The organism is Roseateles sp. GW821-FHT03B02 (genome assembly GCF_059421025.1).
This window is the reverse complement of record NZ_JBWKUV010000010.1, coordinates 1-20445: the sequence shown is the minus strand read 5'-3', so window position 1 is coordinate 20445 and position 20445 is coordinate 1. Positions and strand designations below refer to the sequence as shown.

The window sequence follows — 20445 nt, the reverse complement described above, 5'->3', positions numbered from 1 at the left end:
CCCTAGGGAGAACGCGGATGACGCAGACCGCACTTGCTGCGGCCGTCAGGGCCGTTGTGGAAGACTGGATTCAGACGACGTTGCCCGCCAGGCAACTGGTGGAGATGGCCAACCCCGCAACGCTAAGCGCGGTCCTGGGCCTGGCTGTTCAGCAGCAGCTTCTCTCCATTGGCGTTACATCAGCAGAGGTTCGAGCATTGGTCCTCGAAGCACCCTATTGCCATCTCAAAGGGATTTTTGCTGCAGACGCGCTGGTGGACACCCCGCTGGGCTTTGCGCCTGTGCCCGACATTGCGGGAACTCTTGCCGGACGAGCCGCCGCGCTCGCGGTTCACGGTGTGGTGGGGCTTGAAACGGTGTCCTATGGAGCCGAGAACGATGGCAGCCTCTTCGTGAACCTTGTGGCAATGCCTGGGAAAGGAGCGTTCCCGGAAAAGTCCAAGAAGAGCATGCGTGGCCACACTGATGCCGTCAGTTTCCCGTTCAATGGCGATGAGTACGAGGACAAACGCATCGCCCCGTCACCAGACCTCGTGACCCTGGTCGGGCTGCGCAATCCCAAAGCCGTTCCGACTACGGTGATGCCGCTAGCCGCGGTCCTGGAGCGCCTGACTGCGGACGACGTCGAAGAGCTTAAGAAGCGGCAGTACTCAGTTCGGTCACAGAAGACCTTTGTTCAGGGGATGAAGCGCATCCTCACTCGGGAACTGGTGGCGCTCGAAGAGCCGGTTTTGAAAGACTTCGCGAACGGAACCTACGTTCGATATAGCCATAGCACCGTTGTTGCAGCGGAACCCGGCGGTCCAGCCGAGCGTGCATCCAACAACTTCGAAGCTGCTTGCAATGAATGCGCTTCTGCATTGGTCATCGAGCCGGGGGACGTGCTTGTCGTCAATAACCGCCTTGGCCTGCACGGCCGAGGGGAGGTCGGCGACGAGGTCGGTGGGCAGTCTAGGTGGCTGCTGCGCACCTACGCTCTCGATACATCAAATCTTCCTGCCCACAAGCGCCACCTTGGCGCCAAGCCTCCGCACGTCCTCTTCCCATAGGCGCGCCGACTCTCTGAGTAGGTCGAACGCAACATTAGAAGCGTTTCCCTGCGACTTCCGCAAAGGAGTGATATCTCGATGCAGTGCTATCTGTGCTCGCTGCCGTTTGACGGTGTTTCCGTGCGGCAGCACGGTGAGCATGTGCTACAAAACTCTATTGGCGGCAGATTGATTTCTCCAGACATCTTGTGCGAGGCGTGCGGAACTATTCTGGGCGATTCAGTTGATTCAGCTTTTGCGCGTGAGATTGCCCCAATCTCTGTGCTTTTCAATGTCGCCCGTGATAGGGGGCAGCCATTGGCTGCAAAAGCACAGGCGGTGGCCAAAGGGGCGGCTAACGCAGCCGTCGAGGCCGTCCAGTTCAAACTGGGGGGCGACTTTTCAATCACCCCTGTTCGGCCGATTCATATCACGGATGATGAAGTGCGCAGGGTCTCGATTTTTGCCGCGACGCCCAAGCAAGCAAGGCAATATGCCCAATCGCCCGCGCTCCAAAAGCTTGCGGCGGATGGATTCGAAATTGTGGAAAAGGATAATATCGCCGAGAGAATTCAGGAATTGGTCCTGCAGATTGACGTTGAGGCTGTTGCTTTATTGAGAGGCATCCTGAAGGTTGCGCTTGGGTTTGCAATGCATCAGGGCGTCGCCCGTCAAGACGTGTGCCACCTATTCGCCGGCATGGACTTAATAAGCGACCCCGCCACTTTAGCCCAGGTGGTTTTTCAGTACTACCCAACTACGAACGCGGAAAAGCTCTTCGAGACGGAGAAGAGCGGACACGAAGATTGGTTCCCCAATCATCAAGTCTATTTGTTCAGTCGGGGGCGAGACCTATTCTGCTACGTGGAGATATTCGGCGTTGTTCAAAAATACGTCCACCTCAGCTCCTGCTATTCGGGGGCGCCCATAACGGAAAAATTCCTTCAGCGCGTGGAGCGATGGGATTACTGCGAGCGCGCTTTTGTTGCGAGTAGTGCAAGCGATTTGCACATTCTCGCGGGCCAGTTTAATGTCGAGACTGCCGGAAGAACCTGGGAAGATATTCAGTCAGAAATTACTCAGAAGGCAAAGTCCAGAGCCTATGAGCTCGACCCGGCCGCCCAGATTGAGAAGGTGGCTCATCTTGTGGGATTGGTCGTGGAGTTTTCTCTACTGAAGTCGCCTGAGAAATTCGAGACGGTTAAGAAGTTGCTAGCAAAAGCCAATGAAGCTAGGCGGGAGTTGGGATTGTCGCTTCTCGATGATTTGGCAGCAAATCCGTTCACTGCGCTGCATGCGGTGCGCGCGGACTATTCAGACTTTCGGATTGGTTCAGGGAGCCACTTTTGTCCTGTGGAGGCGAAGAAGGTTCCAGTTGCGGAGGTGAGGAAATATGTTGCCTACAAGTTCTTCGACTTGCTAAGAGGCCGCGGCGAAGAAGATTGGCTTCGCTACGAGGTGGCTTAGGGGTAGCAAACCTCGTGGTCGGCAGCGTCGTCCATTGTTCGAACACGAGCGTCCAGCGAGGTTCTCTCCAAAAAAGAGGGGGAGTGGCAGTGCCGCTCCCCCTAAACACGAATGCCGGAGGCACCGTGTGCACCGGGCAGGTGTTGACCAATATAGGAACAAGCGGTTTATCTGCAGCGCAGGTTTGATGAACTACCGCCACTGAGCGCTGCGCGCTCAGTGGCGATTTCTAGGCGCTTGCGCGCCCGAGGGACAGTTCCTGCCCCCTGTTTCGCCCGGCAAGCTCAGTGAGCAGCCAGTCGTAGATGACGTGATGCGACTATGCGTACTGAGTGCTGCGGCACTGCAACTGGTGAACGCTTGCAAGGGGGAGCAGCGTGCACTAGGAGGCTGGCAAATCGTCGGGGCAGCGCCATCTCGCCATGAACTCGCCCTGCCCGCGAACAGGGAGAGGGAGGAAGGACGCAGGAGTTGCAACGGCGCCGCATCCTCGACCGGTCTACATCTGGCTAACGGCTAACGGCTAACGGCTAACGGGGCCTCGCGTCGAAGGGGCTTTCCGGACGTAGACTGCGCCGTCCCCTTCAACTGGAATTGGTATGGCAACCAGCGTTTCTCGAATCCAAGCGCAAATCGCAAAGCTCCAGCAGCAAGCCGATGTGTTGAAGCAAGCCGCTGTGAAGCGCGCACTGCGCGAAATCGAACTCCACGGTCTGACGGTTGAGGACCTTTTCGGTAACGCGGCAAGGGCTGGAGCCGGTCGAAAGGCGAAGTCTCCGAGTGCAGGGAAACCGGGCCGGCCGAAGGCCACCAGGGTGCCGAAGTACGGCGATGCCGCGGGAAATACTTGGGGCGGCATGGGCAAGCGCCCTCAGTGGCTCAAAGACGCACTGGAGGGCGGCGCCTCCTTGGCAAGCTTTCTTCTTGATGCTGGCGTTGCGAAGCCGACCGGAGCGGCCGCTGCCAAGCGAGCGCGCAAGGTTGTGGCGACATCGGGTCTAGCAAAGAAGGCAACGAAGAAAGCTGCAGCGAAGGGTGCTCCCAAGCGCAAAGTGAAGCGCTCTGTCGAGCCGCCGGCGGCGTCGGCATAACTTCTATCCAGCGGAATGGAAACAACCGCATCGTTGCAAATGAGATTGCGGGCGTGTTCAAGGTATCCGACTCCTCGGCGCAGGCTTCGGATACCTTAACGAGACAGTCACCATGCTTGACGGCGGCAACTAGACATCTTCAAAGGCGTCAGAAGGTGCGTCTCAGACCGGTTCGATAGGGACTCCAGCAAAGACCCGTTCCATCATGTGGCTGGAAAAATCGCGCCCGGCGAGAGGCCTCTGCGACTGGCGTATCACCCAGAATCAAATCTCAGCTCGTCACTATCTACTGCACGCTCGACGGAATTCAGACGCAGCGCCACATCCCAGACGCGCCGGCACTGGGTGGCCCCTACCCGGTTCTATTCGAGGTGAAGACGGAGCGCGACGCAGTGCCGCCGAGCGAGCATGGGCATTCGCATTGGGTCCAGGCATTTAAAGCTGAGGCGCTAGACTTCTAGTGGTTATGTTCCGCCGTTCCACCCGTTGCCTGACCACCGTGTTCTTCGTGGTGTTGTCGCTGCTGTTCTCGCAGATAGCGTTGGCGAGCTACGTCTGCCCGCAACAAGCTGACCCAGCTGCAATGGCGGAAATGATGGTGGCCGGCGTGCCCTGCGTGGGCATGGACCAGGACCAGCCGGGACTGTGCGCGGTGCATTCCTCTGGTGCCGCGCAGTCCTTCGAGGCCGTCAAGGTCCCAGCTGTGTCGCTGCCCATGGTGGTCCAGGTGCTGGAACTGCCGCTGGTGCTTGGTGCCGTCGAAGCGGGGACCGTCCCAGTCGTGGCCACCCCTGAGGCCCAGCCGCCTCCCGCCCCACTCTTCCTTTCCACGCGCAGACTCCGAGTCTGACCAGCTCCGTCGACTGAATGGCGCCGGTGCGGCACGCCCGCATCCGGCAACGCTGCCGCTCGTCCACGGAGTTTTCATGCCCTCACCACGTTTGCTGCGTGCAGCCACCTTGGCTGCAGCATTGCTGCCAATCCTCTGCGCGGCAGCACCTCTGACGCTCGACCAGGCCCTTGAGCTGGCCGTCCAGCGTTCCGAATCTGCCCGCGCAGCTCGCGCTGGCGCCACCAGCGCCGCCGAAGCGGCCCGTGCCGCTGGTCAACTGCCCGACCCCGTCCTACGGGCGGGCGTCGACAACCTACCCATCTCCGGAACGGACAGGTTCAGCTCGCGAGACTCGATGACGATGAAGCGCATTGGCGTCAGCCAGGAATGGCTCTCGGCCGAGAAGCGCGCAGCACGCCAAGCCGCTGCCGACGCAATGGTCGGACGGGAGACCGCTATCGTGCAGGCCGCAACTGCGGAAGTTCGTCTTCAAACCGGCCTGGCCTACCTCGACGTCTGGTTCGCGGGCGAGACGCTCAAGCTCACCGCGCTGACGGAGCACCACGCCCACGACGAGCTGGAGGCTGCACGTGCCCGGCTGTCCTCCGCCATCGGCAACAGCCAGGAAGTCCTTGCGCTGACTGGCGCCCGGGGCGTTGCCGAAGAAGTGACTGCCGAGGTTCGCCAGCTGCATGCCTCCGCGAAGGCCGCGCTGGAGCGCTGGGTGGGCACCCACGCCGATGAACTGGCGACGCCAAACCCTCTCCCGACACCAGAAGAACAGGCCTACGTGGCCAGCCACCCCACCGTCATCGCCGCGCAGCTGGACGCCGACGTGAGCCGCAAAGAGGCTGAACTTGCGCGGACCAGCCGCAACCCCAACTGGTCGTGGGAGGTCAGCTACGGCCAGCGTGCCGGCTATCCGGACATGGTGTCGGTGGGCGTCAGCATCCCCCTGACCGTTGCACCAGCGCGCCGGCAGGACCGCGACATCGCGTCCAAGCTGGCCCTGACGGAGAAGGCCGAAGCCGCCTTGGCCGAGGCCACCCGCATGGCTACCGGCGAATACCGCGCCCTGGCAAGTGACGCCAAGCGCCTTGCCGACCGCATCGAGCGCTACCGCGCGAGCGTTCTCGTTGCCGCGCAGCAGCGCACGGTAGCTGCCATGGCCGCCTACCGCTCGAACCAGGCTCCCCTGATGACGCTGTTCGAGGCCCGCCATGCCGAGGTCGAGGCGCAGCGGAAGCTGCTCTCCCTCCAACGCGACCTGGCCAAGACCCAGGCCCAGCTCGCCTTGAAACCCATTCTCGAAGGGGCCGCACGATGAAGCGCGCAACTCTGGTCGCCGCACTCGTCGCAGGCGGCGTCCTATTGGCTGTCGGCGGTTTCTACGCCGGCCGTTCCACACAACCCGCCGCCTCCGCGCCGGAGACCCCCATGTCTTCGGCAGACCGCAAGCCGCTGTACTGGCATGACCCCATGGTCCCAGGCCCGCGCTTCGACAAGCCGGGCAAATCTCCGTTCATGGACATGCAGCTCGTGCCCGTTTACGCCGACGAGGCGGGCGACGGTGGCGTCAAGGTAAGCCCGACGGTCCAGCAGAACCTCGGCGTGCGTACCGCAGTCGTCAAGAAGGCCAACGTGTCGTCCACCTTCGATGCCGTGGGCACGGTGCAGTTCGACGAACGGCTGAATGTTGCTGTCCAGACCCGGGTTGCCGGCTATGTCGAGCGCCTGGCGGTTCGCGCGCCGATGGAGCAGGTCCGCAAGGGTCAGGCCCTGGCCACCGTCTTCGCGCCCGAGTGGCTCGGACCGCAGAACGAGCTGTTGGCGCTGAAGCGTGCGGGCGTCGCCCCAGACTTGATTGCAGCGACCCGCGACCGCCTGCGCGCCATGTCTATCCCAGATGCCCTGGTCCGTCAGGCCGAGGAGACGGGGACTGCACAGGCTCGGTTCACACTCAGCGCGCCAGCCGCAGGCGTGGTGGCGGAGTTGGGCGTGCGCGAAGGCGTTGCGGTGTCGCCGGGCATGACGCTCTTCCGCATCGCAGGCCTCGAGAAGGTCTGGGCAGTTGCCGAGGTCCCTGAAGCGCAAGCGGTGCACCTGGTGCGAGGCCAGAAGGTCAAGGCTGAACTGCAGGCCGACGCCTCGCAGACCTTCGGGGGCGAACTGAAGGAAATCCTCCCCCAGGTCAGCGCCAACACGCGCACCCTGCAGGCTCGGTTCGAGGTCGACAACCGGTCCGGAAAGCTGACCCCAGGAATGCTGCTGCGCCTGCAAGTCGCGGGTGCCACATCGTCGCGCCTGGTCGTGCCCGTTGAGGCTGTCATCCGCACTGGCACGCGGGCCGTGGCCATTGTTCGCAAGAACGGCAGCGCCTTCGAGCCGCGTGAGGTCAAGCTGGGTGCAGACCTCGGCGACCAAGTCGAGGTTCTGGACGGCCTGCGCGAGGGCGATGAAGTTGTCACAAGTGGGCAGTTCCTCATCGACTCCGAGGCCCGGCTGAAGTCCGTGCTCGGTGCCATGAGCGCTTCGCCCGCAGCATCCGAACCTGCAATGGCCGCTCCTGCCGTCTACAGCGCGGACGGGAAGGTCGAAAGCGTTGAAGCCGGCAGCTTCACCATCAGCCACGGACCGGTGCCCGAGTTGAAGTGGCCGGCCATGACCATGGCGTTCTACCGGCCCGGTCCCACGGTCTTCGCTGACATCAAGCCTGGCGACTCGGTCCACTTTGAATTCAAGAAGCAGCGCGACGACTACGTGCTGGTCTCGGTCGAGCGGACGGGGGGCACCAAGTGATTGCGTCGCTGATTCGCTGGTCGGTCACCAACCGCTTTCTCGTCCTCATTGCCACAGCCTTCCTGGTGGCTGCGGGCCTGTGGTCCGTGGCTCGAACACCTGTGGACGCGTTGCCGGACCTTTCGGACACCCAGGTCATCGTGCGGACGACCTACCCAGGCAAGCCACCCCAGGTCGTCGAGGACCTTGTGACCTACCCGCTGACCACGACCATGCTGAGCGTGCCTGGCGCCAAGACCGTGCGCGGCTACAGCTTCTTCGGCGACTCCTTCGTCTACATCCTCTTTGACGACAAGACCGACCCGTACTGGGCGAGGTCGCGCGTGGTCGAGTACTTGAACCAGGTCCAGGGCCGCTTGCCGGCTGGCGCGACTGCGGCGCTGGGACCCGATGCAACCGGCGTCGGCTGGGTCTACGAGTACGCGCTCGTCGACCGCAGTGGCAAGACCGACATCGGCCAGCTCCGAGCGCTCAACGACTGGTTCCTGAAGTTCGAGCTGAAGACCGTCCCAGACGTGTCCGAGGTCGCCAGCATCGGCGGCATGGTGCGCCAGTACCAGGTGGTGCTGGACCCTGGCCGCATGCGCGCGCTCGGCATCACCCACGCCATGGTTGTCCAGGCGCTTCAGAAAGCCAATCAGTCGTCGGGCGGCTCAGTCGTGGAAATGGCCGAGACCGAGTACATGGTGCGCTCGCGTGGCTTCCTGAAGTCGCTCGATGACTTCCGCACCGTCCCCTTGAGCGCGGCCGGTGCGACACCGGTGCTGCTCCGGGACGTGGCGACGGTTCAGGTCGGGCCGGAGATGCGTCGTGGCATTGCCGAGTTGGATGGAGAAGGCGAAGTCACCGGCGGGGTGGTCGTTATGCGCTCGGGCAAGAACGCCCGCACGACCATCGCAGCGGTCAAGGCGAAGCTGGAGGCCTTGAAACCCAGTCTGCCCAAGGGAGTCGAGGTCATCGAGACCTACGACCGCTCCAAGCTCATCGACCGCGCGGTCGACAACCTGCGCGTGAAGCTCATCGAGGAGTTCGTTGTCGTTGCCGCGGTCTGTGCGGTGTTCCTGTTCCACCTGCGCTCGGCGCTGGTAGCAGTGGTGACGCTTCCCGTCGGCGTGCTTACGGCATTCATCGTGATGCACTGGCAGGGCGTCAGCGCGAACGTCCTCAGCTTGGGCGGCGTGGCCATCGCCCTGGGCGCCATGGTTGACGCCTCGGTCGTGCTGGTCGAAGCTGTGCACAAGCACCTTGAGCACTTCGAGGAGAAGAATGGCCGGCCACCAACCGTGGCAGAACGCTGGGAGCTTGTCTCGCAGGCGTCGATGGAGGTGGGGCCGGCGCTGTTCTTCTCGCTGCTGGTCATCACGTTGTCCTTCCTGCCGGTCTTCACACTCGAAGCTCAGGAGGGCAGGCTGTTCTCGCCGCTGGCCGTCACCAAGACCTATGCAATGGCAGCGGCTGCTGGCCTGTCGGTCACGCTGGTGCCAGTGCTGATGGGGTACCTCATCCGTGGCCGCATTCCCAAGGAGACGGCGAACCCGGTGAACCGCTTCCTCATCGCCATCTACCGGCCGGCGCTGGAAGCCGTCCTTCGCTTCCCCAAGGCGACGCTAGCCATAGCGGCCGTGGTGCTCGCGGTGACAGCCATCCCGGTCATGCGGCTGGGCGGCGAGTTCATGCCGCCGCTGGATGAGGGTGACCTGCTCTACATGCCCTCGGCACTGCCCGGCATCTCGGTGTCGAAGGCTTCCGAGCTACTTCAGCAGACGGACCGGCTCATCAAAACTGTGCCCGAGGTCGAGCGTGTGTTCGGCAAGGCCGGCCGGGCCGACACCGCGACCGACCCGGCGCCGCTGGAGATGTTCGAGACGACCATTCAGTTCAAGCCTCGCGAGCAGTGGCGCGCCGGCATGACGCCGGACAAGCTCGTTGAGGAACTCGACCGCGTGGTCAAAGTGCCGGGCCTGTCGAACGTGTGGGTGCCACCCATCCGCAACCGCATCGACATGCTGGCCACCGGCATCAAGAGCCCGGTGGGAGTCAAGGTCGCCGGTGCCGACTTGGCGACCATCGACAGGCTGGCCACGCAGATTGAATCGGCCGTGAAAGGCGTGCCTGGCGTGTCCTCGGCCCTGGCCGAGCGGCTGACCGGTGGGCGGTACATCGACGTGGATGTTGACCGGGCCGCAGCCGCGCGCTTCGGGCTGTCCGTAGCGGATGTCCAGGCCGTGGTGTCCACCGCCATCGGCGGCGACAACGTCGGCGAGGTCGTCCAGGGCCGCGAGCGCTTCCCCGTCAACGTGCGCTATCCCCGCGAGGTACGCGACTCGCTGGAGCGTCTGCGCCAGCTGCCTTTTGTGACCGAGAAGGGCGCAACGGTGCTGCTTCAGGACGTTGCCCGCATCTCCATCGAGGAAGGTCCGCCCATGGTCCGCAGCGAGAACGCGCGGCTCTCAGGCTGGGTCTACGTCGACGTGCGCGGTCGCGACCTGCGTTCGGTCGTCCACGAGATGCAGGAGGTTGTCCGCAAGCAGGTGCCGCTGCCGGCCGGCTACTCGGTCTCGTGGTCGGGGCAGTTTGAGTACCTGGAGCGGGCCACAGAGCGTCTGAAGGTCGTCGTGCCGGTCACCCTTGCCATCATCTTCGTGCTGCTCTACCTGCTGTTCCGCTCGGCAGGCGACGCCGCGCTGGTCATGGCGGCGGTCCCGTTCTCGCTCGTTGGTAGCTTCTGGCTCATCTGGGCGCTGGGCCATGCCATCTCCGTGGCCACGGCCGTGGGCTTTATCGCCTTGGCCGGCGTGGCTGCGGAGTTTGGGGTGGTGATGTTGGTCTACCTGCAGAACGCATGGAACAAGCGCCTGGCGGGAGGCGAGCCCGAAACCGAAGAAACCCTGCTGGCAGCAATCCGTGAAGGCGCGGTGCTGCGAGTGCGGCCCAAGGCCATGACAGTAGCGGTTGTGATGGCTGGCCTCCTACCCATCCTGTTCGGGCACGGCACCGGCTCGGAGGTCATGACCCGAATCGCCGCGCCCATGGTTGGCGGGATGGTCACGGCCCCACTGTTGAGCATGTTGGTAGTGCCGGCAGCATGGCTTTTGCTTCATCGTCGTCAGGGACGACGTCTTGTTTGATGGCGGGCGCCTTGAAGATTTCTTTGCGACTACGTGCATTGCACGTTGTGGCCGCGATGTGAAGGCGCGAAGATGACGGCACAAAGACGTCTGCCTGGCCGGTGTGGTAAGTCGCAGCGCGCCAGGAGCTCGGCGAAAGGCCTTGCTGGCTGAGCCGGCCAAACCCTTCTACACCTCGTATGAACGCGCTACTGACCTCCGCGCAAGCTCGTCTTGATGAAGCGCTGTCTGGCGAACTCTCGGACCCGGTCGGCGCGGCAATCATGTCCATGTACGACGCCCTGATGTCGTCGTTGCCCGACGGGGAGCGCTCGAGGTTCGTCGACCACCCCAATGCAGAAGCCGCGCGGCTCGCGGTGACCCAACTGGCATGGCCGCGGGCCGAGGCAGACCATGCGGTGCAGGTCGTGCAGCTTTACTACGCTCACAACCGTGACCGCCTCGTATCGCTCAGCGATGCGGTTCATCTGGCTTGTCGTGCTTTCGAGGCGGCGAGTCAATGAGGAACGACGCTGCCCTCGAGATGCTGAAGGAATACGTCCTCACCGGCAGCATCACCGTTGACGCCGAGCTGCTCCGCGAGCTTGGCTGTGATGGGGCAGAAGCCGACCAGTTTCTTGCCGCCGACCAAGTGCGCGAGCTCATGAACCACTACTGGATGACAGAAGAACTGACTCTGGACAACGCCCAGCGTCTTCTCTCTGAGTGGCGAGCACGAAACGTCCCGCGTGATAGTTCCGCCGATGTCTGATGAGCTTTTGAGCATCGCAGAGGCTGCCAAACGCCTGGGCGTGCCTAGACCGTATGCAACCATGCTGGCCGATACGGGCAAGCTTGGTGCTGTGGCCGAGAAGGATGGTCGGAGGGCCGTTTCCTCTGCGGCCGTTGAGGCCTACTTGCGCTCACGGAACCAGAAGCATGCCGGCGCCAAGACGCCACGCGAGGCAGCGGCCGAGGCGAACCTCTATGACATCTATAGCTTGGCCATCGAGCTCGACGTTCCCGTGAAGGCCCTGCGGATGTTTGCAGCCATCTCCGACCCGGCGAACCAGCATCTGTTCACGCGCGAAGCGTTGGCCAAGGCCTTGGAGCGCAACCTTGCGAGTCGTCACGTCACCGCCGCTGAAGGCAACGTCTTCGCCGACCTGGGCTTCGATGCCGAAGAGGCCCAGCGCTTGCTGAAGGATGCCAATGAGCGACTGCTTGGAGAGACGGTTCGCTCGCTCGCGGAAGAAGGCCGCTCGAATGACGCGGACATCGCGTTCGACCCGCCTCACGTGGGCATCAAGGCAAAGCCGGCTGACCTCGACGACTGAAGCACTACCGGGACTCAGTTAGACCGTCCGAAATCTGTCGGACGTCGGTGTACATGCCGAGCGTTGCTTCGAGCGTGAACGCGCCGCTGGTCGTTATGCCGGTCAGAAACTTTTTCTCGGCAAACGACAACTTCGCTAGTTGCAGTCGCTCCCTCTTCGATTTCCGGACACGGGCTTTCGCGAGGTGCCGCCGAACCGCAGCAAACAGGTCCTCCTCCGATGCATAGACGCGGACTCGGCGAGACAGCCGATGCTTTAAACGTCTCGCGTGGTGCTTGAGCTTCACGCTTCGAAGTCTCGTCGAGCAGTGAGGCGTCGACAACGTGCAATGCACGTATGCCATCAAGTTTTCTGCTACGGCGGGATACAACTTCTCAGAACTTCTCGGCACTTTTGAGAATCATTGCGCGCAATCGAATGCCTGCCTGCAACCCGGCGACGTTGTTCCTCGCCGCCAGAACTTCTCACGACTTCTCAGCGAAAGTGAGAAGTTCCACGCCGTGTTCCACGCCACACCCGGCTTTGCTCTTCGCGAGGCGATTCATACACTGGTCGCATGAAGGGTGGCCTTGTCTTTCGGAGCATCTACGTTGACATGGACGTCGATACGGCATTGCGCGCGCAAGCTGTGAAGGACGGAGTCAGCAAGGGAGAGATGTGCCGAAGGTACCTGCGGGCCGGCCTTGCCCGCATGAACAAGGCGTCCCCAATACAGCCTGCCCCAAAAGGGGTCAGCCTTGGCATGCGAGCTGTCTACCTTGCTGCGGACATGGACGTGGCCGTTCGACGCCTGGCGCGTGAAGCGCGAGCCTTGCAAACCGACGTGATTCGCCACGCAATGCGCGCGGGGATGAAGGCGCTGACGGCCAAAGCCTCCAAGGGCCACGCGTGACCTCAGTTCACCGGTTCACGCTGCTGTATGCCCTTCCTCCCGAGGCTGCAGAAGAGGGCTTCATGGCCAAGCTCTTCTCGGCCGGCTGCAACGATGCATTGGTCGGACTTGGTCGACCGGGATTCGCGGCGTTGGAGTTCGAGCGTGAGGGGGCGGACCGAGAGCTGGTAGTGCTGGCTGCCCGGCAGGCTGTGACTTTGGCTTGGCCTGACGCCTGCCTTGTGCAGATTCGATAGCCGACTACGTGCTTGGGCGCGGCTATCGGTCGGAGACTTCCTGACGCCCGTGACGTTGCCGGCCGCCCCGGCTCACTCCGCCCAGCCCGCCGCAGCTTGTGCGCGGCGCGCCAGGCCAATCTGGCGATGCAAGGTGACCTCGGACGGCGGTACGGGCGAGTAGTAGGCGGCAGCACCTTTCTCGGCATTCAGCTGGTCGTCGGGCCCCAAGGAAAGGCGCTGCGCACCCCGCCTGGCGACCCGCGGGTCTGGATGGTCGGCAACGGTGCCCACCTCCGCTAGCGACAGCGACGAGAGCAGCGCGCAATACGTTGCCATGAAGGCGGCGTTCACCGCTCCGGTATCCGCAGAGGTTGCCTGCAGGGCCCGGGACAGATGGGACGAACTTTGCTGCTCGAGCGCGGTGTTGCGCGTAGGCGCGTCGATAGTGACGGACTTGACCATGCAGGCAGCCTACGGTTCGGGCTGTGACGGGTCAATGCCAAGATATTGCCGTTTGGCGGTCGACCACTGACCTTGGGGCGAAGCGGGGCGCACGTAGACTGGTCCGATGTCCATTCGCGTCCCAAGGTTGTATTCGTTCCTTTGGTACTTGCAAAGGCACCTTGAACGTCTGCCGTTTCGACAGAAGGCAGCAGCACCCTCCCTTTGGCTGGCACGGCTCCGGGGACGCCTGTACCCCTACGACTTCGTAACCGGCCTGTACACCCGCGAGGCGTTCATCAAGCGCGTGGAGGCCGCTCTCGCCGCCGGCGGGACCGGTGCGTTGCTCGCGGTGGACGTGGACAACTTCGCATGGGTCAACTTGGTCCATGGGCACGTCAAGGGCGACGAATGTCTGCGGCACATGGGCGTCCTTCTGCGCGAAGCCGCTGCCGGCAGGTTGATTGGTCGGCTCGCTGGCGATGAGTTTTACGTCTACACCGAGGTCGGCTCGGAAGCAGCCGATGTGGCAGAGCGAATCCGCTCACGATTCGAGCGCGACAAGATGTTTGAGGAGCTGCGGCCAGCGGTTCCTCGTCGGAGTAGCGCGAACTCGACGGAGCATGGCTACTGGGGTGCATTGCTTACGGTGAGCATCGGCGTTATGCATGCTTCGCCTCGTAGTTCCGTCGAAGAGCTGATGCGGACTGCATGCGAGGCGCAGCTGGCTGTGAAGGCTGCTGGGCGCAACGGCGCGGCGACGGGTGGGGTCAGCAAAAGCGACTGACTGTGCCGATGGCAAACCAAGCACTCCGGTAGGTGAAAGAAGCCCTATCGGCACCTGACGTTGACGAGTTCCTCATGGACGCCCCCTTCTCTAACCGAGCCCGACGGCAGAGCGTCCGCCCTTCTCGGATGGTTGTTCCGGCGATGCAAGGCACTGTGGCCATGGCAGCTTCGAGGCGATATCCGGGTGCCTGGGCTCATCCGAAGGGCGGCCGAGCATGAAACGACGCTCCTCGATATCGAGCAGGAGTTCCGCTGCAATATGCGCCGAAGCAGTCGCCCCTGTGGCCCTGCCAAAGAGGGCGGCGCGAAGATAGTTGTGCGAGCGCGGATACACATTTTGAGTGTTGGGTGAACCTTCCGCCGCTATGTGCTTCTCGAACAAAACTCCGAAAGAGCTGCCTAGTTGCGTCTTGCCGTTCTGGCCGGCGCTGTCCACGACCCGCAATAGATAGTCGATGGACAACGTATCTGGGTCTGGGAGCGCCGCGACAAGTTCAAAGGCGAGTTCATCGGCAGCAGCTGTGCCTTGCTGCGCGCACGCATGCAACACCCTATGCAGGTCACGGACTTCATTTCGCACCAAAGGAACAAGCGCGCCGACCACTTGCCGCACGTCGAGGTGGCCGCGTACGAGATTGAACAGCGACCCGTCGGATGCCATTTCCAAGAGAAGATTCGGGCCATTAGCATCGACCATGAGGGCATGTAGCGCCTCATCATTCTTGCGAAAGCCGTGGTGCTTGCTCAGTCGGGATAGTTGAACCATCGCCAGAGGCGTGCCGACTTCTCGCAGCTTCCTCACGACGACATAGTCTGGCGACTGCGCTGCCCATTGGTCTACGGTCGATTCGAGGTCGGCTGCTGAAAGAAGGTGGTCAGGAACAAAGAAGTGCAGCGCCGCCAAATCTTCCAAGCTCGTGTCGTTCTGGCCACGCCATCTTGTGGAGGTCACGCGGTCGGCGAATTGCTTGCGTAGCGCCGCTGCGACGACAGGCTCGTCAATATCAGCTCCCTGATTGACCAGGGAGTTCAGCGCATACACAAAGCTCTCGGCTGGGGCGTCGGCACGAATCAGACTCGCTTTCAGTTCTTCACCGCCTACCGTGGTGGGCAAGGCGGCCATCACGTTCATGAGCCACCAACGGCGGTAGAAGATGTTCTGTTTCTGGTCTACCGGGGCTTCACCACAGTCCTCCAAGCGGCGGGCCACCTTTGAACCAAACTCGTCGGCGACTACCTGCATCTCTTGGTCAAGAGTTCGACGGACAGCCCCTTCCGCTTGTCGCTGCTGTCGAGCAGACATGTTCAAGTTTGCGTGGTGCCCAAGCCAGGGCCAAGGCTGAATCACAATCTGGCGCACGACTCCGAACAGCAAGTCTGCGGCATCCTCGGTATCCAGCATCGGCAGCAAGCGCTTTGCCATGGCCGTGCCGCACGCTACCGCTGCTTGCGCGAACTCATGCCCATACGAGAAGCCAGAAGCGGCTCCGCGCCGCCCAACCTGCGCAGCGCGGCACGCCTTCGCAAGCATCAACCCTTCGAAGATTGGGTCGATGAAATCCTGCGCCGCGGAGCGCGACATGAGAAAGCAAAGCGCCGCTTTCACTCCGTGTGATTGAGGCTCCGTGGGGTCGATGAGGTCCCAGTAGGCCTCGTTCAGGTTTTGGACCGCATCCGGCGACAACACGCGACGCTGCCCATTCGAGTCGTCGATGTCGCGCTCGACAAACTTGCGCTCTCCAAGCAGCTCAAGCATCTGCCGCACTTGCTTGTAGGTCACTTGGCCTTTGCGCGACGTCACGGCGGCAGTAAGGTCATCAGTGCTGCACGCGCCGAGGATTCGAGATAGGACGCGCTTGCGGTCGCGAGCGGAAGGGCTGTCTTCCTCAATAAGGGCCAACCACGCGCCTAGGACCTCGGAAACCTGTTCGGTGCTCGGGAGGCCGCCGATGCGTGCGGCATCGACCTTCTCGCCGTCAATATTCGCGGCAGCGCCGTAGAGGCGTTCGAACACTGCCGACCGCTGGTCAGCGTCTAGCGTCCTCAAATGTTCGGCGACCCAGTCGGGGGCAACATGTTGCTTCAACAGCTCTTCCTCCGCGATGGTCTGCAGGCTCTCCGGGTCGAACTTCGCTAGCAGCACCACAGTATCTTCGTCCACATGGGGGCGAGACTTGCGCAGCGAATCCTTCGCCGCCTCGACGGCGAAGCCCCGTTCCTCCATAGGGAGCTCTCGAGCGAGCTGAAGTAGGGGATAAGAATTGTTGGTGACCTTCGCCAGCCGTTGCACTTCCGGCAAGAGCCGCGACATGCAGTCCTGGCTGCCAAGGTACAGCACGGCGTTGAACGGTTCATGCGCCAGCTTGACTTCGTCGGGGGCGGCGAACCAGGCTTCTAGTGCGGCATCCGAAGCTGGATAGTCCCACGCGAGCGAGGAGATGGCCTGTGCACGGACGGCCGGCTCAGGGTCTTGCGTCGCAACTTCCGAAAGGAAGGTCAGGTTTTCCGGGTGGCTGCCGAGGCTGTGCAAGAGGTTCTGTCGCCTCTTGGTCGGCCAGACCTTGAACTGCCCAATCAGGTCATCGCCAAAAGACAGGATGCTGAGGCCTCCGGAGTCATGGGCCATACCGAGTGTTTTCTGCTGGTCATCGTTGACCGCAATCAACTGCGTTGCAAATTGCGGGGACCGGGTCAGAGCCATGCATACCAATGCATGCCGTTGTGCAGCCGATGACTTCGCCTCGTACATTTTGCAGACGGCCCCGGCGAGCCTCTTGAACGAGCTCCCATCGGCAGGGGATAGCCGAAGCCGGCCTGCGAGCTTGCACGCGAGTGTGAGGTCAGCGCCCATCGCCAGCTCAACCAACTGGACACGGCGAACGACCTGGCCGCTAGTCGCCACTTGTTCAGCCGCCAGGTCGAGGGCCTCCGTCCACGCCGGCCAGTTAAAAACTTCGCAGGTCAGATGCCACGCTTTCTCAGCGTCGTTGGCAGTCGCCCCGAGCCGCCCCAGAACCCATGTGGCAGCGAAGAACTCTTGGAACTTCTGGTGCGCGAATTTAATCGTGGTGGCATCGCGGTCACGATGCAGGAGGTGGGTGTCGCACAGAGCATCTAGAAGGTCTGCCGGCTCCAAGTTTGTCCCATTCACCTGCCCGGCGTTCTGCAATTCGGACAGCGTGGTGCCGACGGTCCGTCGCGCGGCATCCAGCGGCATGTCTACCGCTCCGGCAGCAGTCATTGCTCGCGCCAGCGCCATCAGATAGGTTCGCTGCTGACCGAGTAGGGGCGCCTCACGAAGAGCAGCCTGACGCTGGTTCACCGTCTCCAGAACTGGCTGAACCGCGTCCAGCAGGTCAAACATGGTGGCAGGGATAGCGCGTCCCTTCTGCGCCAGCAGGATGGCACTGGATAGCACCAGCGGATTGCGCGCCGTCAGCCGAAGCGGCGTGTCGGTCTTCAGCCTTTGAAGCAGCCCTTCAGCCTCATCACCGGGAAGCGCCTGGGTGATGAGGGCGCGTTGGCGCTCCCAGTTGAACTCAAGCACCGACACGACGGAGGCTCCTGAGGCCGCAAAGGGCCCTTCAGCGCGCCTGGACGTACAAGCGACGAAAACTCCCGGGTGGCCGGCGAGGAAGTCTTCCGCGTCTGCAATGGCACGACCCTTCTCGCCGGCGGCAATCTCGTTCCAGCCGTTCAGCAGAACGGCGACCTTGCCGTTCACCAGCAGGCGGGATAAGGTGATTTCATCGACGCCGGCTCTGACGACACCCCCGAAGCTCGCCATATGGGCCAAGAGCGTCTTGCCTGACCGCAGCCAGCTGGAGGCGGAGACGTAGATAGGCACTGGCGCTTGGCCCTCAGTTAGGAGCGTGTGTCCGAGCTCGACCAGGGCGGTGGTCTTGCCACAACCGCCTTCACCTTCGATAACGACCAATCGCCGCTGAAGCAGGAGCTTGGTGAGCGCGTTGATATCCAGGCGTTCTCTCAGTGCAGGCTCAGCCCGGGTTTCGAATGCACAAGGAATTCGTTGCTCCAACAAGCTCGCTGCCTTTGGGGCCTGTTCAAGCAGGTCGCGAGCCGCCAGACCCAACGCCTCCAAGTTGGGCTGGGCCTGGCGCGCCAAGCGCAGCTCCCTGCTTTCCGCGAGCAGCTCCGTCACCTGGGCGCCTACGTACTGCGTGTCGTCTGCGAGCTGGGCTGCCACATAACTGGCGACGGCTTCCACCGGCCCGCGAGCAAGCTGTGGGGCTTCGCCAGTTGCATGGGAGTAGCCGTTGGCGAGTGCGACGAAAGCCCTCTCGGTAAGCGCCTCGCTGCCTGCGGTTCTAGCGACCAGATATTGGGAGAGGGCGGCTTGGGTTTTTGGGTTCGAGAGCCACACCCGAGAGGCCTCAACCAGCATGAACTTTTCAGCCAGCAGTGGTTCGGCAAGTAGCTGTGAAATCACCGCTGCAACACGTCCTTGGGCGCTCTGGTCACCGATGACGTCGCCGACCCGCAGGGCCCTTCGCGCACGCGCTCGCTTGCCGAACAAGGGCAACTTGTCCAGCAGCCACTCGGTTGCCTTTCCCAAAATCGCATCTGAGAGCCAGGGGGGCATTTCGCGCTCCGTCAAACCTACCGTCGAGCCAGTCTTATTGGCGTCGAGGGAATTTGGCTATTGGCATATCAACCGGCCGCCCAAAAACAAAAAGCGGCCCTGAGGCCGCTTCGATTCTGTTCGGTCAAATCACTTGATGCCGGCGCTATGCAACGACATTTCTGCGACTCGACCCTTGCGGATTCGAGCTTCAATATCCTCAGCTGTCAAACGTGGACTTGGCTGCAAAAGCTCCAAATCGACCGTGCGAATGCCGCCCCGGACCGCTTTGGCCTTTGCCGTTCCAAGCTTATTTGGCTTTCTTTTGACCACGCTCTTCGCAGGCTGGCCAACATTCAGCACGTTTGTGAAAAAATATTTGAGCTTCATTTCCGGTACCCGTTGTTTGACAGGTAGGTATAGAGAGTGTGCCACGAACGACTGTTTTCCTGCAAGTCGAAGGTCATCTCGCCCCCGGCTCCCTCGTCGCGCCACCAGTCAGGGTCGCGCTCGACGATGTCCAGCAGGTCGGTGGCGCCAGCAAGCTGAGGCAGCGTCGCAATGAGCTTCGCCGTCATCGGATGCAGAGGTGCATTGAACCCAAAACGCGCCCAACTGTAGTACCCGTTGAATCCGGGGTTCCATCCGCCAAGGATTTTGTAGTCCTTTCCTCCAGCGGCGAGCAAGTCAATCCGCGAGAAACCCAAGATGGAGCACATCTGAGCGCAGCGAAGAAATCCCACAGCGCCGAGCCCCCGGGGACCATTCTCAAACATTGCAAGTTCAATATAAAGAAACAGCTCTAGGGTCGCTGGGTCCGCTCGGATGAAAAATTCGTTCGTGACACCGCTTTTGATGAGGTCCGGGTGTGACACCTCCATTGCAATGTCGTTGCCCTTCAATCTGACCACAATCGTTGAACCGCGTGGCGCCATGCAAAGCGCTTGAATCTGGAACCGATTCAGCGATTGTCCGCCCAATCGTGGTTTGTCAATGAATACCACCTTGCAATGGCCTCGAAAGAAGTCGTCGTGCGTGCAGCGCTCATCCTCAAGCCGCCAAAACAGATTTCTCCAGAACCAGGTGTTTATTATTCCCATATGTTCGGTCCATTGGACGCAACGATATTGATTTGAGGACTTGCCCCTGTGCGGTGCTAGTACCGCAACTGCGGGCAACCCGTGCCAGAATGTAACGAACAAACGCTGCTGCTCAGGCTCGAGGGAGACTTAGAAATGCGACCTGTTGGCTGTCAACAGCAGCTCCTCGCACGTGAGAGCAGGGAGACCAAGCTTTGAGCGTCCAAACGCTTCTTCAGAAGCTGGTCCAACCGATGAACCCGGTTGCGCGACAGGCCGTCGCCAGGCGCTTCGACGCGATGAATCGGGAGTTGACGTTCTTGGCGAAGAAGGAGTCTGAGGACCTGCAGCTCATCCTTGAGCGCGGTTGGTCTTCGGAGAAGCTTCAAGTTTTGTTTGCGCTGAACTCGACGTACCAATTGGTCATCGGGCCTCAGCATGCCGCCAGCCATCTGGCGCCGGCAGCTTTCGGTGAGAAGGGCGTCATCGTTCACGGGAGCTTCGCCGTCGATGCGTCATTCAAGCGGCGCACGCGCTCGGCAGTTGACGCGTTGTTCGGCATTTGCGGAGACGCGGGAATCCGCATCGAGCTGCTTTCCGCCGCAACCTGCGGGGACATCGTCTACTGGGAAGCTAGGCACCAGCGTGAGGGAGGAGACGATGGCGGGAGCCCGAGGCGTCGCCGCAAGCGAAAGTAGCGCGTGGATGGTGTCAGCGATCGGCATAAACCGGCCACCTGAGGATCGGCATATACCGGCCAGCTGAGCCGGTAGACAACGGCGA

At 62.0% G+C, this 20445-nt stretch carries 20 protein-coding genes; 15 read left to right on the top strand and 5 right to left on the bottom strand.

Features of this window, described 5'->3' with window-relative positions; all coding sequences use genetic code 11:
- The first annotated feature begins 17 nt into the window (after window positions 1-17).
- The 10 genes from AC07VX_RS22845 (at window position 18) to AC07VX_RS22800 (ending at window position 11661) form a co-directional block, all read left to right on the top strand.
- Window positions 18-1049, top strand: a complete 1032-nt coding sequence (locus AC07VX_RS22845; protein ID WP_493167079.1) for a TauD/TfdA family dioxygenase — start codon at window positions 18-20, stop codon at window positions 1047-1049.
- Window positions 1050-1127: 78 nt separating this feature from the next.
- Entirely contained in the window at window positions 1128-2495 is a 1368-nt protein-coding gene (locus AC07VX_RS22840) for an HNH endonuclease (RefSeq protein ID WP_493167080.1), read from the top strand.
- A 599-nt stretch (window positions 2496-3094) separates the two neighbouring features.
- Window positions 3095-3586, top strand: a complete 492-nt coding sequence (locus AC07VX_RS22835; RefSeq protein ID WP_493167081.1) for an H-NS histone family protein — start codon at window positions 3095-3097, stop codon at window positions 3584-3586.
- 466 nt (window positions 3587-4052) lie between these two features.
- On the top strand, window positions 4053-4436 hold the full coding sequence (locus tag AC07VX_RS22830; protein ID WP_493167082.1) for a hypothetical protein: 384 nt from the start codon (window positions 4053-4055) through the stop codon (window positions 4434-4436).
- A gap of 76 nt (window positions 4437-4512) precedes the next feature.
- Window positions 4513-5745 carry a TolC family protein gene (locus AC07VX_RS22825; protein ID WP_493167083.1) on the top strand — a complete coding sequence of 411 codons (1233 nt, stop codon included), beginning with the start codon at window positions 4513-4515 and terminating at the stop codon, window positions 5743-5745.
- On the top strand, window positions 5742-7217 hold the full coding sequence (locus AC07VX_RS22820; protein WP_493167084.1) for an efflux RND transporter periplasmic adaptor subunit: 1476 nt from the start codon (window positions 5742-5744) through the stop codon (window positions 7215-7217). The genes AC07VX_RS22825 and AC07VX_RS22820 overlap by 4 nt, the downstream gene beginning before the upstream one ends.
- A complete protein-coding gene (locus AC07VX_RS22815; RefSeq protein WP_493167085.1) occupies window positions 7214-10345 on the top strand; it encodes an efflux RND transporter permease subunit in 3132 nt (1043 codons plus the stop codon). The genes AC07VX_RS22820 and AC07VX_RS22815 overlap by 4 nt, the downstream gene beginning before the upstream one ends.
- A gap of 179 nt (window positions 10346-10524) precedes the next feature.
- Complete coding sequence (locus AC07VX_RS22810; protein ID WP_493167086.1) at window positions 10525-10848, top strand: hypothetical protein; 324 nt, start codon at window positions 10525-10527, stop codon at window positions 10846-10848.
- A gap of 20 nt (window positions 10849-10868) precedes the next feature.
- Complete coding sequence (locus tag AC07VX_RS22805; protein ID WP_493167087.1) at window positions 10869-11096, top strand: hypothetical protein; 228 nt, start codon at window positions 10869-10871, stop codon at window positions 11094-11096.
- Window positions 11089-11661, top strand: a complete 573-nt coding sequence (locus AC07VX_RS22800; RefSeq protein ID WP_493167088.1) for a helix-turn-helix domain-containing protein — start codon at window positions 11089-11091, stop codon at window positions 11659-11661. Before AC07VX_RS22805 ends, AC07VX_RS22800 begins: the two co-directional genes overlap by 8 nt.
- A gap of 4 nt (window positions 11662-11665) precedes the next feature.
- Here the strand turns inward: AC07VX_RS22800 and AC07VX_RS22795 are convergent, their stop codons facing one another.
- Window positions 11666-11947: a hypothetical protein gene (locus AC07VX_RS22795; protein ID WP_493167089.1), complete on the bottom strand. Its 282-nt coding sequence runs from the start codon at window positions 11945-11947 to the stop codon at window positions 11666-11668.
- A 37-nt stretch (window positions 11948-11984) separates the two neighbouring features.
- On the opposite strand from AC07VX_RS22795, the gene AC07VX_RS22790 reads away from it, so the two are divergent.
- From AC07VX_RS22790 to AC07VX_RS22780, 3 genes are all read left to right on the top strand, one after another.
- Window positions 11985-12221: a hypothetical protein gene (locus AC07VX_RS22790; RefSeq protein WP_493167090.1), complete on the top strand. Its 237-nt coding sequence runs from the start codon at window positions 11985-11987 to the stop codon at window positions 12219-12221.
- On the top strand, window positions 12218-12553 hold the full coding sequence (locus AC07VX_RS22785) for a hypothetical protein (protein ID WP_493167091.1): 336 nt from the start codon (window positions 12218-12220) through the stop codon (window positions 12551-12553). Before AC07VX_RS22790 ends, AC07VX_RS22785 begins: the two co-directional genes overlap by 4 nt.
- 62 nt (window positions 12554-12615) lie before the next feature.
- Window positions 12616-12789, top strand: coding sequence for a hypothetical protein (locus AC07VX_RS22780; protein WP_493167092.1), 174 nt, complete (start codon window positions 12616-12618; stop codon window positions 12787-12789).
- A 72-nt stretch (window positions 12790-12861) separates the two neighbouring features.
- Here AC07VX_RS22780 and AC07VX_RS22775 read toward each other — a convergent pair whose 3' ends face one another.
- Window positions 12862-13233, bottom strand: coding sequence for a hypothetical protein (locus AC07VX_RS22775; RefSeq protein WP_493167093.1), 372 nt, complete (start codon window positions 13231-13233; stop codon window positions 12862-12864).
- 106 nt (window positions 13234-13339) lie between these two features.
- Here AC07VX_RS22775 and AC07VX_RS22770 point away from each other — a divergent pair, with 106 nt between their 5' ends.
- On the top strand, window positions 13340-13999 hold the full coding sequence (locus AC07VX_RS22770) for a GGDEF domain-containing protein (RefSeq protein ID WP_493167094.1): 660 nt from the start codon (window positions 13340-13342) through the stop codon (window positions 13997-13999).
- Between the two features lie 90 nt (window positions 14000-14089).
- Here the strand turns inward: AC07VX_RS22770 and AC07VX_RS22765 are convergent, their stop codons facing one another.
- The 3 genes from AC07VX_RS22765 to AC07VX_RS22755 form a co-directional block, all read right to left on the bottom strand.
- Complete coding sequence (locus AC07VX_RS22765; protein WP_493167095.1) at window positions 14090-18604, bottom strand: NACHT domain-containing protein; 4515 nt, start codon at window positions 18602-18604, stop codon at window positions 14090-14092.
- Between the two features lie 129 nt (window positions 18605-18733).
- Window positions 18734-18973, bottom strand: coding sequence for a hypothetical protein (locus tag AC07VX_RS22760; protein ID WP_493167096.1), 240 nt, complete (start codon window positions 18971-18973; stop codon window positions 18734-18736).
- Complete coding sequence (locus AC07VX_RS22755) at window positions 18970-19683, bottom strand: hypothetical protein (RefSeq protein WP_493183958.1); 714 nt, start codon at window positions 19681-19683, stop codon at window positions 18970-18972. Before AC07VX_RS22755 ends, AC07VX_RS22760 begins: the two co-directional genes overlap by 4 nt.
- 194 nt (window positions 19684-19877) lie before the next feature.
- Here AC07VX_RS22755 and AC07VX_RS22750 point away from each other — a divergent pair, with 194 nt between their 5' ends.
- Window positions 19878-20360 carry a hypothetical protein gene (locus tag AC07VX_RS22750; RefSeq protein ID WP_493167098.1) on the top strand — a complete coding sequence of 161 codons (483 nt, stop codon included), beginning with the start codon at window positions 19878-19880 and terminating at the stop codon, window positions 20358-20360.
- Window positions 20361-20445 lie beyond the last annotated feature (85 nt).